This is a genomic window from Polaromonas sp. P1_A2 (assembly GCF_056406895.1).
Window position 1 is genome coordinate 674,338 of the sequence record NZ_JBFTZI010000001.1, and the last position, 15,122, is coordinate 689,459.

Consider the following 15,122-nt stretch of genomic DNA (forward strand, 5'->3'; position numbering starts at 1 on the left):
TCCTTTAGGCGTACAGAGGGAAACGGGTGGTCAATGCTTTGACGCGGGCATAGACCGAGGCTTCTACGGAGGCGTCGCCGGCGGGGTGGGTCTTCAGGCTGTTGAAGACTTCCAGCATCAGCCGGCCGACTTCTTCAAACTCGGCCACGCCGAAGCCGCGCGTGGTGCCCGCGGCCGTGCCGACGCGTATGCCGGAGGTGATGGTCGGTTTCTCGTCGTCGAAGGGAATGCCGTTCTTGTTGCAGGTGATGCCGGCGCGCTCCAGCGCCACCTCGGTGGTATTGCCTTTGAGGCCCAGGGGGCGCAGGTCGACCAGCAGCAGGTGGTTGTCGGTGCCGCCGGTCACCAGGTCCAGGCCGCCGGCCTTGAGCACTGCACCCAAAGCTTTGGCGTTGGCCACGACCTGCTGTGTGTAGGCCTTGAAGCCCGGTTGCAGCGCTTCGCCAAAGGCCACGGCCTTGGCGGCGATGACGTGCATCAGCGGCCCGCCTTGCGAGCCGGGGAAGACGGAGGAGTTGATCTTCTTGGCGATCTCCGCGTCGTTGGTCAGCACCACGCCGCCGCGCGGGCCGCGCAGGGTTTTGTGGGTGGTGGAGGTCGTCACGTGGGCGTGCGGCACCGGGCTGGGGTAGACGCCGGTGGCGACCAGGCCAGCGACATGGGCCATGTCCACCATCAGGAAGGCGCCGACCTTGTCGGCAATCGCGCGAAAGCGTGCCCAGTCGATGGTGCGCGGGTAGGCGGAAAATCCCGCGATGATGAGTTTGGGCTTGTGCTCCAGGGCCAGGGCTTCGACCTCGTCATAGTCGATCAGCGAATCGGCGCGGCGCACGCCGTACTGCACGGCCTTGAACCACTTGCCCGAGAGCGCCGGCTTGGCGCCGTGCGTGAGGTGGCCGCCGGCCGACAGCGACATGCCCAGCACCGTGTCGCCGGGCTGCACCAGCGCCAGCATCACCGCCGTGTTGGCCTGCGCGCCGGAGTGGGGCTGCACATTGGCGAACTCGCAGCCGAACAGCTTGCACAGGCGTTCAATCGCCAGGGCCTCGACCACGTCCACGTGTTCGCAGCCGCCGTAGTAGCGCTTGCCGGGATAGCCTTCGGCGTATTTGTTGGTCAGCACCGAGCCCTGGGCTTGCAGCACGGCCTGGGAGACGATGTTTTCCGAGGCGATCAGCTCGATCTGCTCGCGCTGGCGCTGCAGTTCGTGGTCCATGGCCAGGCTGACGGCCGGGTCGGCCTGCGCCACGCCTGTGGAAAAGAAAGCTTCAGTTTGCATGGGGACGCTCTTTCAAACGATTTCTAACAAGGGGGTGAATATCGGGTCGGCGCAGTGCGCCGGGCTGGTGATGCACAGGCGGTAAGGTTTGGCGGTGCGCTCCAGCAGGCGCCAGGTGTAGTCGGCGAAGCTGCGGCGGAACACCAGGACCACACCCTCGGTATCGGTGCGCACCACGGTGAAGCCGGTCTTGGAGGCCACGGTGCTGGCGCAGCGGCCCACGGCCAGGCTTTCGTAGTCATAGGGGCCGAGCTGGCGCAGCAGCAGCAGGTGGTCGGGGCCGCTGATGCGCAGCGCCGTCAGGCCGCCGCTGTTGTCCACCACCTGGGCGAACACGCCCTGCAGCGCAGCGGCCAGCGCGGCCAGCAGGGCATCGCGGGCCGAGCGCTTGCAGGCCAGCAGCCATTCGTCGGGCGAGACCCACAGCACCGCGCCGGCAGTGGTGGCCACGACCGACATCGGCCGGGTCGGCAAGGCCTGGCCCAGCACGCCGGCCACGCCTTGCATGAAGGCGGTGTCGTCGGCCTTGCCGCGCAGCACGATATAGCCCAGGTGGGGCAGCTCGCTCATGGTCACGCGGTTTTCTTGGGCGGGCGCCGCCGCGCGGGCGGGCAGGCCGAAGGCGTGCAGGGGGGATTCCAGCATGACGTTGGGGGGGTTAAACATTTTGGCGGTCGCCTTTCAGGTCCACGAACACGCTGCCGCTGACCTTGGCGGGCGTGACCTTGCCGTGGGCGTGCACATACAGGGTCTGCTCCTTGCGCTGCAGGCCGCCGGCGACCACGGCCATGGCGATGGAGCGGCCCAGGAAGGCGCTGTGGTAGCTGGAAGTCACATGGCCCAGCATCTGGTTGCTTGCGCCGGCGGTGGGGCTTTCCATGATTTGCGCGCCTTCCACCAGCACGCTGGCCGGGTCTTCGGGCAACAGCCCCACCAGCTGCTTGCGGCCTTCGCGGGCCGTGTCGCTGCGCGACAGCGAGCGCTTGCCCAGGAAGCTGAAGGGCTTTTTCATGCCGACGGCCCAGGCCATGTCCAGGTCCATCGGGCTCATGGAGCCGTCGGTATCCTGGCCGACGATGATGAAACCCTTTTCGGCGCGCAGCACGTGCATGGTTTCGGTGCCGTAAGGCGTGATGTCGAACTCGGCGCCGGCGGCCATCACCGCCTCCCACAGCGCGCGGCCGTAGCCGGACTCGACGTTGAGCTCATAAGACAGCTCGCCCGAGAAGCTGATGCGGAACACGCGCACAGGCAGGCCGTGCACCGTGCCCGCGCGCCAGTCCATGAACTTGAAACTGTCGGGCGAGAGGTCGATGTCGGCGCAGAGCTTGGCCAGCACCGCGCGTGATTTGGGCCCGACCAGGGCGATGGTGGACCAATGGTCGGTCACCGAAGTCATCCAGACCTTGAGTTCCGGCCATTCGGTCTGGTGCCAGCGCTCCAGCCAGTTCAGCACCCGGGCCGCGCCGCCGGTGGTGGTGGTCATGTAGAACTGGTTTTGCTCGATGCAGGCGGTCACGCCGTCGTCCATCACCATGCCGTTTTCGTCCAGCATCAAGCCGTAGCGGCATTTGCCGACGGCCAGCTGGGTCCAGGCATTGGCGTAGATGCGGTTCAGGAATTCGCGCGCGTCCGGGCCGTCGATCTGGATCTTGCCCAGGGTGGAGGCGTCCATCACCGCCACGCCGTTGCGGGCGGCCAGGCATTCGCGGGCGACCGCGGCATGCAGGTCTTCACCGGGCTTGGCAAAGTACCAGGGCCGCTGCCATTGGCCGACCGGCTCCAGCGCCGCGCCGCGCGCCACATGCGAGGCATGGATGGCACCGTAGCGATTCGGGTCGAACAGCTCGCCGGACATGGTGCCGGCCAGGGCGCCCAGGCTGACCGGCGTGTAGGCCGGGCGGTAGGTGGTGGTGCCGACCTCGCTCACAGGGCGCTTGAGCGCACGGGCCGTGATGACAAAGCCGTTGACGTTGGACAGCTTGCCCTGGTCGGTGCCGAAGCCCAGCGCGGTGTAGCGCTTGACATGCTCGATCGAGTGGTAGTTTTCGCGCACCGCCAGTTCGATGTCGGCGGCGCTGACGTCGTTCTGGTAGTCGACAAAAGCCTTGGCGCCCGCGCCTTCGGCCTTGCCGTCGGGCAGGCGGAACATGGGACGTGGCTGCAGGCGCCGGGGCTGGGGGCAGGACGGAACCGGCAAGGTTTCGGTCTTGCCGCAGGCGGCCAGCACCTTCTGCATCGCCTGGGTGGTTTGCGCCAGTGCGTCGGCCAGCTCGAAAGCGCCGGTGACCGAACCGGCGCAGGCAACACCTTTGCGCCCCGTGTGCGGCGCCACAAAGGCCGCGAGGGACTCGTCCCACTGCGGGCGGCTGCCGTCGTGGCAAAACAGGTGCACCGTGGGCGACAGGCCGCCGGAGCTCAGCACCACGTCGCAGGCCATGAAGCTGCCGGCGCCGGTCGCTTCGTCGCGCGTGGGATGCAGGGGCACGAGCCTGACGCCCTTGACTTCGCCGCCACCGGTGGCTTCGGCAATGCAGTGGCCGGCCATCACCGTGTAGCTGCTGTTGCGCGCCACCGCGCTGTGGCGCACGTCGGCCACGGTGACCTGGGCGCCGGCCTTGGCCAGGCTTTCGGCGCAGTCGTGGATCAGGTCGCTGGTGCCGCAGATCACCACGCGCTGGCCGACACGCACGCCGTAGCGGTGCAAAAAGGTCTGGCCGGCGGAAACCGTCATCACGCCCGGCAGGTCGTTGTTGCCGAACACCAGGGGGCGCTCGATGGCGCCTGTGGCCAGGACCACCTGGTGGGCGCGGATCTTGTGCATGCGGTGGCGCGGCAGGTGGGCCTGGCGCTGCCCGGGCGCGATGTGGTCCTGCAGCAGCTCCACGGCCTGCACCAGGTTCTGCTCATACATGCCGAAGGCGGTGGTACGCACCAGGACCGTCACATGCGGCATCTCGGCCAGGGCGGCCTGCACCGAGCGGATGTAGGCCTCGCTGCTGCGGCCGTCGATCTGCGCGTTGGGGTCGGACAGCAGCCAGCCGCCGAGTTCGTTCTGCTCGTCCAGCAGCAGGGTCTTGAGCCCGGCGCGGCCGGCTTGCAGCGCGGCCAGCAGGCCGCAGGCGCCGCCGCCGACGACCAGCACGTCCACATGGTGGTGCAGGTGGTCGTAGTCCTCGGGATCGGGTTCGGCCGGTGCGTCGCCGAAGCCGGCGAACTTGCGGATCACGGTTTCATACAGCGGCCAGAGCTTTTGCGGCCACTTGAAGGTCTTGCTGTAAAAACCGGCCGGCATGAAGCGCGAGCCCTGGCCCAGCACCGACTTCAGGTCGAAGTCCAGCGAGGGCCAGCCCGAGGTGGAGCGGGCGCTCAGGCCCTCGTAAAGCTCGGCCTGGGTGGCCTTGACGTTGGGCGTGGTCAGCGCACCCGTGCCCAGTTGCACCAGCGCGTTCGGCTCTTCCGCGCCCGCGCCTATGATGCCGCGGGGACGGCCGTACTTGAAGCTGCGCGCCATGCGGCGCACGCCATGGGCCAGCAGGGCGGAAGCCAGCGTGTCGCCGGGGTGGCCGCTGTAGTCGCGGCCGTCAAACGTGAAGTTGACCGTGCGCGTGCTGTCGATGCGCGTGCCGGCCTGGGGAACCCGGGTGCCGCTCATTGGGTTTGCTCCTTGGCCATGTCGGCCAGAAACAAGGCCTTGCCTTCGGCCAGGGTCCAGGTGCCGGCGATTTCATAGGTGGCGGTGTTGCGTTTCACGGCAAATACCTTGCGGCAGGCCGCGGTGTGCTGCCATTGCTCCCAGAACCAGCCCTTGGTGTTCCTGCGCATGAACACATAGTCGCCCCAGGTGGCGTCGTCCACAGCCTCGGGCTGGAGCGGGCGGGGAATATAGGCTTCACCGGCGTTGCTGAACTCTTCTTCGTCCCGCGTTTCGCCGCAGTGGGGGCAGTGCAATAAAAACATATCAGTGGGCGACGCCTGCGGCGCCGTGTTCGTCGATGAGGTGGCCGGTGTGGAAGCGGTCCACGGAGAAGGATCTGGCGAGCGCATTGGGCTCGCCCTGGGCCAGCATGTCGGCAAAGACATGGCCCGAACCCGGCGTGGCCTTGAAGCCGCCGGTGCCCCATCCGCAGTTGAAGAACAGGCCCTCTACCGCGGTCTTGGAGATGATCGGGCAGGCGTCGGGCGTCACATCCACAATGCCGCCCCATTGGCGGTTCATGCGCACGCGGGAGAACTGGGGAAACAGCTCGATGATGGCGGCGGCCGTGTGCTCGATCACATGCGGGCTGCCGCGCTGGCCGTAGCCCAGGTAGCTGTCGATGCCGGCGCCTATCACCAGCTCGCCTTTATCGGACTGGCTCAGGTAGCCGTGGACCGCGTTGGACATGATCACGGTGTCGATCACGCGCTGCATCGATTCAGACACAAAGGCCTGCAGCGGGTGGCTTTCGAGTGGCATGCGCAGGCCGGCCATTTTGGCCAGCACCGATGAATGGCCGGCGGCCACGCAGCCCACGCGCTCGGTTTTCACCATGCCCAGGTTGGTTTGCAGGCCGCGGATCTTGCCGCCGGAAATATCCATGCCGGTGACTTCGCAGCCCTCGATCAGGTCCACGCCCAGCCGGCTGGCGGCGCGGGCAAAACCGCGCGCCACGGCATCGTGGTGGGCGATGCCGGCGCGCGGCTGCCAGCTGGCGCCCAGCACCGGGTAGCGGCGGCTGCGGCTGCAATCGAGCTGGGGAATCTTTTCTTTCACCTCCCGCGCGTTCAGCACATGGGCGTCTATGCCTTGCAGCGCATTGGCGTTGACCCGGCGCTCGATGTCGCGCATGTCCTGCAGGGTGTGGCCCAGGTTGAACACGCCGCGCTGGCTGAACATCACATTGAAGTTCAGGTCCTCGGTCAGGCCTTCCCAGAGCTTGAGCGAATGCTCATAAATGGCAGCCGACTCGTCCCACAGGTAGTTGGAGCGCACGATGGTGGTGTTGCGCGCGGTGTTGCCGCCGCCCAGGTAGCCCTTTTCCAGCACTGCGATGCGCCCGACCTGGGGATGGTTTTTGGCCAGGTAGTAGGCGGTAGCCAGGCCATGCCCGCCGCCGCCGACGATCACCACGTCGTAGGACGGCTTCAGGGCCACCCGTTCCCAGGCGGGTTCCCAGGTCTGGTGGTTTTTGAAGCCATGCTTGAGCAGGCTCCAGAGAGAGTAGTTTTGGCCGCGCATAGTCGCTTGTGGGGAGGTCCAATGAATCTGCGCTCATTGTTGGATTTCCCTGTCGCGCGAACTTGCGCCCGGCAGACGCACACTTGCTCAAATCCGACATGATGTCGGTTTGCTTATCTTCGGGGGTACCGGGCCAGGCCGACGGATTGCCGGGCCGGGAGGGCTGAATTGCGCTGGGGGGCGGACAAAAACCTGGATTACCAGGAGGCAGTTCATGTATTCGCACGAAAACAGGATTCGACGGAATTCGACGGCCTATGCTCGTTCATAGTGAGGAGGCGGCAACCACGCTGTCCGCCTAGAATCGGTTTGCGGGGTTTGGTCCTTTTTTTATCGACCTGAGCGAAACTCGAAATGGACAATAAGTCTTTTAATCACAAGCACTTGGCCGGGTTTTCAGTGGCCAGGTTGTACCGCATGGGCGATGTTATGTCGCAGACCCTGCGGTATACATTACGTTAGGCTGCATGGACGAAGATCAGCGGTTTAACAATGCGGTGTTCTCAGCGTGTCGAGTCGACGCGGTGGATCAGGTTGTGCGACTTTTTCAAGAGCGGCCTTCGGCGCTCCATATGCAAACTCCATTTGGCACCTGGCTTCACGTCTCAGCGTCAGCCGGCTCGTGGCGAGTCACGGAGTACTTACTATCGATCGGTCTCGACTCAAATGCGAGAGGAGGAACGTTCGGAGGCTCTGCTATCAACGTAGCTGCAGGCGGGGGGCACATTCACATAGTGGTCAAGCTGCTTGAGTCTGGTGCGATACTGGATACGTCGGAGCCGGAGCGCAATCCATTGTTCAGCGCCATCTATGGCGGGCGCATTGACATCGTGAAACTCCTTGTTGAACGCGGGATCGACAAAGGCATCAAGTACAGCGGCTCGCGTATGACTAATATGGACGCCCTTCGGTTTGCGATCGAGAGAGGACAAACCGCCATTGCTGACTATCTGCGGTCCTTGGAAAATGCTGCCTAACAGGTCAGTCAAGGCGGACCCTCTACTGCAGGCTGTCGCCTGCATCGGGTCCGCTTACCTCCAACGTTATGCCGCAAGATATGAAGCTAGCTGAAGATATACGAGTCGATGCACAGTCCATCGGTATATTCAAAGACAAAGAGACTGAACAATTTGTCGACTATTTTTTTGTTGCGGATCTGTGGTGCAAAGACCCTCGCTACGAAAGCCGCTACATGCTCGCTGGCGAATGCCGGGGTCTCTTTCGCGTCAACAAGTCAACTCTCGGTGCGGAGCTTCTTTTCCCAATGGCCGGCGATGATTCGGGCAACAGGTTTGAAAAGGCTGCATGGAAAGTGCTCAAGGAATTTCATGCTAATGGCGAATGGCCAAAAGGAACGCAGTTTGCATCGGGCTAATCGCGTAACCTTTCATTCCACCGGAGCTGCGCGAAAAGCCGCGCAGTCCGGTGAATTCTCACGTTAGACAGCTCCGAAAACCCATGCTCACCTCCGCCGTCATCAAGAAACTGAATGCCATCGTCGAAAAGTACAAAGACGTTGTGCCGGCTCCAATACCAGACAATTGGAAAGCCATGGGAGACGGAGAACTCTGGGCATCTGTACTCGGTCAGATTGCCGTGGTCGGCAGCGCAGCGTCTGGTGATGCAGTTAAGGCAGCGCTACCTGATAGAGATGGCTGGTATGCAAGTCTCGTGGCAATGGAGGCAAAGCAGCGTCTACATGAGATACACCGATTACTTCGAGAGGCAGGCGTTCGTTATGCTGCCGAAGACATCACAAAGTGCAAGAAGAGCACAGCTGCCAGCTACAACTTCTCGGTACTCGCCTCGTATGAGGGGCCAAAAATATACTTCCAAAAAGTCGCAACCATTCCGCATGAGGCCTGGCGCATCGCTGCGGTAGCAGACGATCTCTCGTATGTAAAAAACAAAGGCGCTCGCGATCTTCTTATCGGGCTTGGCATTGTCAAGCGCGCCATTGCATTCGACACACGGTTGATTGGAGTTCTGGTGCACCTCGGTGCGCAGCTGCCGAGTGACCTTGCAGCAAACAAGCCAAAATACAAGGCACTTGAAACAGAGCTGATTGAAGGAGTGTGCGAGTCAAGCAAAATCACAGGGGGCCACTTTGATCGAATCCTCTTCGGCCGCTACAAAGAAATCGTTGCCTAACCCCTCCATCAAAGGGACGTCCTGCGGCAAACCGCAGGCCGCCCCTTATGTCGAACGTTAAAAGCTCATATGAATTGGCTCCTCCTATCGGCCGCCTTAGTCTTCGCATGGCTTGCCTACGATGCATGGAAAATAGCAGTCCGGGCAGTAGAAGTGCCTTATTCAGTCACAGCAAAAGGTCTGGAGCAAAGTGTCGACGGTGTGCCCTTGCGCAGGAGCAGGAAAGGCGAAAGAATTGGAATTCTCGCCACGGCCTAGGAGATCTAAGTCAGGCGGTTTTGCTATGGACCATTCTTGCGCTGGTATGCGCCGTTGGCTCAATCACAGGGTTTTTCGCATGAACCGCTTTAACTGGTTGCTCCACACGGACCCACAACTACAGGAAGCGGCTTCGCCGCGAGGGTTGTGGTCCGGGTTTTGACTTCCGCTGAAGTCTGACCCGAGCAAGGGGAGGAAGACCAAGCTGAGGGTTTGGTACCACCAACAGGAATCGAACCTGTATCTAGCGCTTAGGAGGCACTCGTTCTATCCATTGAACTATGGCGGCACTTCTCGGGGAGAAGCCGTGATTGTATTCGGTGGCGGGCGCCAGTTCCGGGCCACCGGAACCGGCCTTAGTCGTAAGGCACGGTGAAGATCAAATCCACCGCGCTTTGCTGACCGGCCTGGGCGCGCACGGTGAAGCGTTGCGACAGGTCGTAGAACACGTACAGAGTGCCCAGCGCGCCCGAGATGGTGCGTTCGTAGGCCGCATAAAAATTGCGGGAAAAGCGCTTGCCCAGGGTCAGGGCGCTTTCGGTGGTGCTGCCGTCGGTGTTGCTGGATGCACCGCGGTAAGACAGCTCATCAAGGCCCAGCGAGGCTGCCAGGCCGCCCGACATGCCGCCTCCGCCTTTGCTGCCCAGCAGGGCCAGCGCGGCCTGCTGCAGCATGGCGGCTTCGGCGCCGCCGGATGCGGAGGAGCGGCCCACCACCAGCCAGGAGAGTTTTTCGGCGTCGGGCAGTTCGGGCTGGGCATACAGGCGCACGCGTGGCAGCAAGGCGGTGCCGGTGATCTGCACACCCACGCGCTGGGTGAGGTTGGGGCGTATCGCCAGGATGTCGAGCGTGGGGTTGTCGATGGCGCCGGTAAAGCGCAGCATGCCTTGCTCCACGTCCAGGCGCTGGCCGTAGGCGCGGTACTGGCCGCCTGCGGTGTTGATGGTGCCGTTGAGCCGGGGCTCGCGCAGGTTGTCGCCGCTCAGGGCCAGGGTGCCGCGCACCCGCGTGTCTATGCCCTTGCCCTGGATGCGGAAGTCGCGGCCCAGGTCCAGCTCCACGGCCAGCTTCACGGGCCTTGCGTCGCGGTCTGTGGTGTCGGCGCTGGTCTGCGCGGGGGCCTTCTGGCCGGCCGCCGCGCCGCGTGTGCTGCGCACCACCACGTCGTCGCCGAGCTGCGGCGTGCCTTCGTCGGGCAGGATGATGCGGGCCTGGTCGACCAGCAGCTTGCCGGTGAGCTCGCTCTGCTGGCCCTTGAGGCCGGCCTGTATCTCGCCGGAGACGGTGATCTGCCGATCTGTGCGTATGCTGGCGCGCAGGCGTTCAATTTTGGCGCTGAGCTGAACCTGCGGTTTGCCGTCGACCCAGCCGGCTTCGCCCTGCGCCGTGAGAATACCGCCCGTGCCCTTGTCGCCCGCGCCCTGCAGCGTGAACTCGTTGATGCGCATGCGCGTGCCGTCGAGTTTGGCGCGCAGCCGGCCGTTGCCGAATTCAATGCCGTCGACCACCGAGCGCAAGGCCAGGTCGTCGGCCTGCAGGTCGCCGGCCAGTTGCGGCGCGGCGCGTGTGCCGCTGATGGCGACGTCGGCGCCCAGCGAGCCGCGCAGCCGCCAGCCGGGCGGCGCGAGCACCGACCACACGCCTATGCGCGGCAGCTGGGCGCGCAACTGGCCGGCCAGGGGCGCATCCGCGGGCCAGAGCCAGCCGCCGCCGGCCGCGGCGGGCGCGCGCGCCAGGCGTGTGCGCAGTTGGCCGTCGGCGGTGCCCGCGCGTTCGCTGTCCCAGCGCAGCGCCAGGCTGACGGCCTCGCCTTCGCTGGCCAGCGAGAGCCGCGCTTCCTTGACGCCGGCCGCGACGCGCGCCGAGGTGCCTTGCGCGGTTTCGGCCTGCACGGTGATGTCGCCGCTGCTGCGCGCGAGGCTGGCCTTGAGGCGCAGGCTGTCGCCCAGCGTGGCGTCCCAGTCGCCGTCCAGCAGCAGGGTGCCGCCCAGGCCGGCGCCGGCCATTTGCGGGCCGGCGAACAGTTCTATCCAGGCCAGGGGCAGGCCGCTGAGCTTGCCGGCGGTGACGAGTTCGCGGCCCGGCCGCCAGCGCAGCGGCTGCCAGGCCAGTGTGGCTTGCGAGGGTGTCGTGTTGCCGGAGGCCGGCGCGATCAGTAGCGCCTCGCCGGCGCCGCTTTCAAACGCGCCGCCGGCGCGTGCCGGTGTCCATTTGAGCGGAACGGCGCCGCGCGTCCTGAGCTGCCAGGCTCCTGTGCCGAGCGCGGGATCCTGCACGCCGAGGCTCAGTTGCTGCAGCAGGCCTTGCCAGGGTGATTCGGCCAGCGGCGTGCTGCGCGCCGCACCGCCGCGCCCGCCCTGGGCCGCGAGCTGTAATGTGTAGCGGCGCGTGCCGGCTTCCAGGCGGCCCTGGGTGTTGAGCTGGGCCTGGCTCAGGCGGCCCGAGAGTGTGGCTTGCAAGGCGCGGACCTTGAAGGCCTCGGTATCCGCCGCGGCCATGCGCCAGTCGAGGGAGGGCAGTTCCAGCCGCGCCTGCAAGTCCGGGTCCTGCCAGCCGCCTTGCCAGCTCGCCTGCAGCTCGGCGCTGCCGGTGGCCGCGGCGGATTTCAGCGCGTCTGGCATGCCGGGCAGCTTTTGCAGCCAGCGCAGGGCTTGTGCCATGTCGCGGCCGCGCAGGCTCAATTCGCCTTTGCCGCTCGCGGGGCGCAGCTCGCCTTGCACCTGGGCGTCCAGCCCGGGCGTGCTGAGTGTGAGCTTGCCTTTGCCGCCTTGGGCTGCGGGTTGGGCCTCAAGGTTTCCGTTCAGTTCGGCATCGTCGCTGCGTACACGCAGGGCCGAGAGCAGCAAGGTGCCGCCGGCCTGTTCGCCATTCCAGCTGCCGCTGGCGCTGGCGTCGCGCAGGCGCAGCGCGCCCAGGGGGTTGTTCTTCGCGCTTGCCGCATCGTTGCGCGCCGCCTGCAGGTTGGCCTCAAACGCAATGGCGGTGCCTTGGCTGTGGGCCTGGGCTTTGCCGTCCAGCGGCAGCGGGGCGAGCTGGCTGTGCAAGAGGGCGGGGTTGACCTGTTGCAGGCTGGCCTGCATTTTCCAGGCGGGGGTTTTGGCTGTAGCCGCCCCCGCTGGTGCATCGGCCCATTCGCCGTTGGCCAGCAGCTCGCCGCCGCCCAGCCTGGCCTTGAGCGTGCGCACCAGGGCCGCGCCGCCGCGCCATTCACCCTGGGCCTCGAGGCGTTCCAGCGGCAGCTTGTGCTGGTCCCAGGGGCCGGGCTGGCTGTTGGCGAGCTGTAGTTGCAGCCCCCATGCGGAAACGGATGACACCGGAGCGCTGTCCGCCGGCCGCACGCCGGCACTGCCTGTGAGCTGGGTTTGCGGGCCGTCGGGCCAGAAGGCGGCGACGTCAAGGTCGCGAAATGTCGCATCGGCCTGCGGCAGCGGCTGCGCGGCCCAGGTCATGACACTGGCCGTGGCGTTGGCCTGGGGTCGCGGCTGGTTTTTTTGCGCGGCGGCGTTTTGCATTTGCAGCTCGGCCTTGAGCAGCAGCTCGGTGAGCGGGCCCTTGGCTGTGGCCTTGAAGGCCAGCGGCACCCTGGCCTTGCCTCCGGGCAGGGCTGCGTCAAGCGCGCCGTTGAGGCTCGCATCAAGCTGCAGCTTGCCGTGCGCGGCGAGCGTGGCCTTGCCGCTGTAACGGCCTTGCGCGACCTGCGCGCCCAGCAGTTCAAGCTGGTGCGAAAAGCCGTTGAAGGCATAGTTTCCGCGTATGCCCGACGCGGAAAAATCCGCGCCGCCATGCCATTGGAATTGCCCGACAGAAAAGCCTTCGAGCAGCACCGGCAGCGGCAGCCCGAGTGCCGAGGGCGGCACCGAGGGCTCGGTGGAGGGCGGCCGCTGGTCGTCGACCCGCACGCTGGCGGCTGCCAGGCGGTTGACCTGGAGTGTGCCCTGCAGCAGCGACCAGGGCTGCCAGGCCAGCGTGAGTTCGCGCAGGTCCACACGCAGGCCGTTTTGTTGCCAGACGAGTTGCTCAATGCGGCCGCCGGCGCGCAGCGAGCCTGTGACACCTTCGGCGCTCAGCGGCTGCGAGCGCGCGATCCAGCCGAGTGCGGTGGCCAGCGAGCCGTCGGTGCCGGCCCACCACCAGGCGCCGCCCGTCGCGGCCACGGCCAGTGCGACGACGCTGCCCGCGGCCCAGGCCGTGGCGCGCAGCCAGCGCCGCGGAGGGCGAACGGATTTGGTGGGCGTGGTGGAGGCGTCCATCAGAAAACAAATCCCACGCTGACGTGCAGGCGCAGCTGCTTGGCTTTGACGCCATAGGCCACATCCATCTGCAGCGGGCCTATGGGGCTTCGCCAGCGCATGCCCGTGCCTATGCCGACGGAGGGTTTCATGTCCTTGGGGTTGTCGGCGACGGCGCCCGCGTCGATGAAAAAAGTGTTCTCCCACTCGCTGGGCCGGCCGTCCCGCAGCAGGGGGCGCTGGTATTCGACGCTGCCCACGGCCATGTAGCGGCCCGGCCCTGTGACGCCGTTGTCCAGCTTGATGCCGATGTCGCGGTAGCCGTAGCCGCGCACGGTGGTGTCGCCGCCGGTGCGAAACAGCAGGGTGCCGGGAATGCGGGCCGAGTCCTTGGCGATCACGGCGCCGCCTTCGGCGCGCATCGCGATGCGGCCGCGCTCCAGCGGCACAATGCCCAGCCAGCGGCCCACGGCGCGTGTGAAGGGCAGGTGCTGCGTGCCCATGGTGCTGCCGCCGCCGAGTTCAAAGCCCAGGCCGTAGCCCTTGTTCGGGAAGGGCAGGCTGTCGAAATAGCGGCCGGTCCAGACATAGTTGACCGACACGGCCGAGCCGTCGCCGATGTCGGCGGCGCTGCTGTTGAGCTGGCCGCTGCCGCTGACGCTGGCCCTGTCGTACTGCACATACATATTGCGGTCTATGCGATCGCCGGCCTGGGTGCGGCCAAAGCGCAGGCGGCTGGAGCGCGTGACCAGGTCGTCGTCGTCGACGCGCTCGGTGCGCGCCAGTGCCACCCAGCGCCAGTTGGATTCGTCGGGAATGGAGGTCCATTCGGTCTGCGCAAAGGGTGCCTTCTTTTCAAGCTGCAGCTTGGTGACGGCGCGCCAGTTGGTGCCCGGCACGCGCTGGTGGGTGTGCTCGACGGAGGCGCGCGGGCCGCTGTCGGTGGTCACACCCACGCCCAGGATGACTTTTTGCAGCCTGGCTTCGCGCACCTGCACCTGCACGGGCGCGGCGTTCGGGTCGCTTTCGGGGTCGACAAAGATATAGGCCGAATCGAAGTAGCCGCTGGAGGCCAGGCGCAGCTGCGCTTCGTTCAGCTGGTTCTGGTCATAAGGCGTGCCCGGGGTCAGGCGCGCCAGGCGCGGCACCAGCACCGGGTCGTAGCGCTCCACGCCGCTGACCTGCAGCGGGCCCAGGCGGTAGAGTGGGCCGGAGTCGAGCTTGAGGCTGAGCGCCGCGCTGTTGGTGGGTGCATCCACGTCGGCGAGGCTGTCGGACAGCTTGCCGGCCGGGTAGCGTCGCGCCACCAGCTCGCGCAGGGCTTGCGTCTTGGCGCCGTCCCAGGCGTCCTGGGTGAAGCGCTGGCCCGCGGGCAGGCGCCAGTCGCGCTCTATCCCGGCGCGCTGGGCTTTGGCGGCCGGGTCGGGGGAGTCGGCGATGTCGCCCGCGAAATCGATGGCGACCCCGCCCACGGTGGTGGCTTGGCCGGGCTCCACGGCGACCACAATGGTCGGCTTCTGGCCGGCCGCGCCTTCGCGCGTGATGTGGATGCTGGGGCTGAAGTAGCCCAGCGTGCCGGCCAGGTTGCGCACATTGCGCTCGGCCAGCACGATGAGGCGCGCGAGTTCGGCCTCGTCGAGGTCGGTCACCGCGCGGTAGCGCTGCAGCTCCAGGTGTTTGTCGAGCAGGTCCTTGAGGGGCTGGGGCGCGCGCACCGTGATGTCGAAGGCCGTGACCTCGGGCTGGGCGCTGGTGGGCCCTGTCGCGCCCTCCGGCGTGGACCCGGGCGAGACCTTTGCAGGCGGCGGTGGCGGGGCGGGCGCGGTCTGCGTGACGCCGGAAGGCGGCGTTGTGCTGTTGTCCAGGGGCGCAGCCGTCTGCGCGCCGGCCGAGGGCGCCAGCAGGATCGCAAAGAGGGCGAAAGCAGGGATGAAACCGGCGCTAGGCATTGCTCAGTCCTGCCGGGGTGGCCGTCCGTGCGCAG

General features: G+C 66.1%; 10 protein-coding genes and 1 tRNA gene. 3 read left to right on the plus strand and 8 right to left on the minus strand.

Annotation, left to right across the window (positions count from 1 at the left end; all coding sequences use genetic code 11):
* Positions 1 to 4 precede the first annotated feature (4 nt).
* The 5 genes from glyA to AC1D09_RS03145 are packed head-to-tail and all read right to left on the minus strand — an operon-like array spanning position 5 to position 6,500.
* Positions 5 to 1,279, minus strand: a complete 1,275-nt coding sequence (glyA, locus tag AC1D09_RS03125; protein WP_477664413.1) for a serine hydroxymethyltransferase — start codon at positions 1,277 to 1,279, stop codon at positions 5 to 7.
* A 12-nt stretch (positions 1,280 to 1,291) separates the two neighbouring features.
* Positions 1,292 to 1,945: a sarcosine oxidase subunit gamma gene (locus tag AC1D09_RS03130; protein ID WP_477664414.1), complete on the minus strand. Its 654-nt coding sequence runs from the start codon at positions 1,943 to 1,945 to the stop codon at positions 1,292 to 1,294.
* Complete coding sequence (locus AC1D09_RS03135; protein ID WP_477664415.1) at positions 1,938 to 4,934, minus strand: sarcosine oxidase subunit alpha family protein; 2,997 nt, start codon at positions 4,932 to 4,934, stop codon at positions 1,938 to 1,940. The genes AC1D09_RS03130 and AC1D09_RS03135 overlap by 8 nt, the downstream gene beginning before the upstream one ends.
* A complete protein-coding gene (locus AC1D09_RS03140) occupies positions 4,931 to 5,239 on the minus strand; it encodes a sarcosine oxidase subunit delta (RefSeq protein ID WP_413325329.1) in 309 nt (102 codons plus the stop codon). The genes AC1D09_RS03135 and AC1D09_RS03140 overlap by 4 nt, the downstream gene beginning before the upstream one ends.
* A gap of 1 nt (position 5,240) precedes the next feature.
* The gene (locus AC1D09_RS03145) at positions 5,241 to 6,500 is read right to left on the minus strand and encodes a sarcosine oxidase subunit beta family protein (RefSeq protein WP_477700927.1); all 1,260 of its coding nucleotides are present in this window, start codon (positions 6,498 to 6,500) and stop codon (positions 5,241 to 5,243) included.
* Between the two features lie 467 nt (positions 6,501 to 6,967).
* Here AC1D09_RS03145 and AC1D09_RS03150 point away from each other — a divergent pair, with 467 nt between their 5' ends.
* The 3 genes from AC1D09_RS03150 to AC1D09_RS03160 all read left to right on the plus strand — a co-directional run bounded on the left by AC1D09_RS03150 (position 6,968) and on the right by AC1D09_RS03160 (position 8,651).
* Positions 6,968 to 7,477 (plus strand): ankyrin repeat domain-containing protein, encoded by a 510-nt coding sequence (locus tag AC1D09_RS03150; RefSeq protein ID WP_477664417.1) that lies wholly within the window; start codon positions 6,968 to 6,970, stop codon positions 7,475 to 7,477.
* An 80-nt stretch (positions 7,478 to 7,557) separates the two neighbouring features.
* Complete coding sequence (locus tag AC1D09_RS03155; RefSeq protein ID WP_477664418.1) at positions 7,558 to 7,875, plus strand: hypothetical protein; 318 nt, start codon at positions 7,558 to 7,560, stop codon at positions 7,873 to 7,875.
* Between the two features lie 83 nt (positions 7,876 to 7,958).
* On the plus strand, positions 7,959 to 8,651 hold the full coding sequence (locus tag AC1D09_RS03160; RefSeq protein ID WP_477664419.1) for a hypothetical protein: 693 nt from the start codon (positions 7,959 to 7,961) through the stop codon (positions 8,649 to 8,651).
* A 472-nt stretch (positions 8,652 to 9,123) separates the two neighbouring features.
* Here the strand turns inward: AC1D09_RS03160 and AC1D09_RS03165 are convergent.
* The 3 genes from AC1D09_RS03165 to AC1D09_RS03175 form a co-directional block, all read right to left on the minus strand.
* A tRNA-Arg gene (locus tag AC1D09_RS03165) sits at positions 9,124 to 9,198 on the minus strand.
* 67 nt (positions 9,199 to 9,265) lie between these two features.
* The gene (locus AC1D09_RS03170; RefSeq protein WP_477700928.1) at positions 9,266 to 13,159 is read right to left on the minus strand and encodes a translocation/assembly module TamB domain-containing protein; all 3,894 of its coding nucleotides are present in this window, start codon (positions 13,157 to 13,159) and stop codon (positions 9,266 to 9,268) included.
* Positions 13,159 to 15,087 (minus strand): autotransporter assembly complex protein TamA, encoded by a 1,929-nt coding sequence (locus AC1D09_RS03175; RefSeq protein WP_477662374.1) that lies wholly within the window; start codon positions 15,085 to 15,087, stop codon positions 13,159 to 13,161. The genes AC1D09_RS03170 and AC1D09_RS03175 overlap by 1 nt, the downstream gene beginning before the upstream one ends.
* Positions 15,088 to 15,122: the final 35 nt, after the last annotated feature.

What these genes read in the sequence shown, in the direction of transcription:
- AC1D09_RS03130 (WP_477664414.1), bottom strand. Translation starts at nt 1,945, where the DNA reads ATGTTTAACCCCCCCAACGTCATGCTGGAATCCCCCCTGCACGCCTTC.
- AC1D09_RS03160 (WP_477664419.1), top strand. Translation starts at nt 7,959, where the DNA reads ATGCTCACCTCCGCCGTCATCAAGAAACTGAATGCCATCGTCGAAAAG.
- glyA (WP_477664413.1), bottom strand. Translation starts at nt 1,279, where the DNA reads ATGCAAACTGAAGCTTTCTTTTCCACAGGCGTGGCGCAGGCCGACCCG.
- AC1D09_RS03155 (WP_477664418.1), top strand. Translation starts at nt 7,558, where the DNA reads ATGAAGCTAGCTGAAGATATACGAGTCGATGCACAGTCCATCGGTATA.
- AC1D09_RS03140 (WP_413325329.1), bottom strand. Translation starts at nt 5,239, where the DNA reads ATGTTTTTATTGCACTGCCCCCACTGCGGCGAAACGCGGGACGAAGAA.
- AC1D09_RS03175 (WP_477662374.1), bottom strand. Translation starts at nt 15,087, where the DNA reads ATGCCTAGCGCCGGTTTCATCCCTGCTTTCGCCCTCTTTGCGATCCTG.
- AC1D09_RS03135 (WP_477664415.1), bottom strand. Translation starts at nt 4,934, where the DNA reads ATGAGCGGCACCCGGGTTCCCCAGGCCGGCACGCGCATCGACAGCACG.
- AC1D09_RS03150 (WP_477664417.1), top strand. Translation starts at nt 6,968, where the DNA reads ATGGACGAAGATCAGCGGTTTAACAATGCGGTGTTCTCAGCGTGTCGA.
- AC1D09_RS03145 (WP_477700927.1), bottom strand. Translation starts at nt 6,500, where the DNA reads ATGCGCGGCCAAAACTACTCTCTCTGGAGCCTGCTCAAGCATGGCTTC.
- AC1D09_RS03170 (WP_477700928.1), bottom strand. Translation starts at nt 13,159, where the DNA reads ATGGACGCCTCCACCACGCCCACCAAATCCGTTCGCCCTCCGCGGCGC.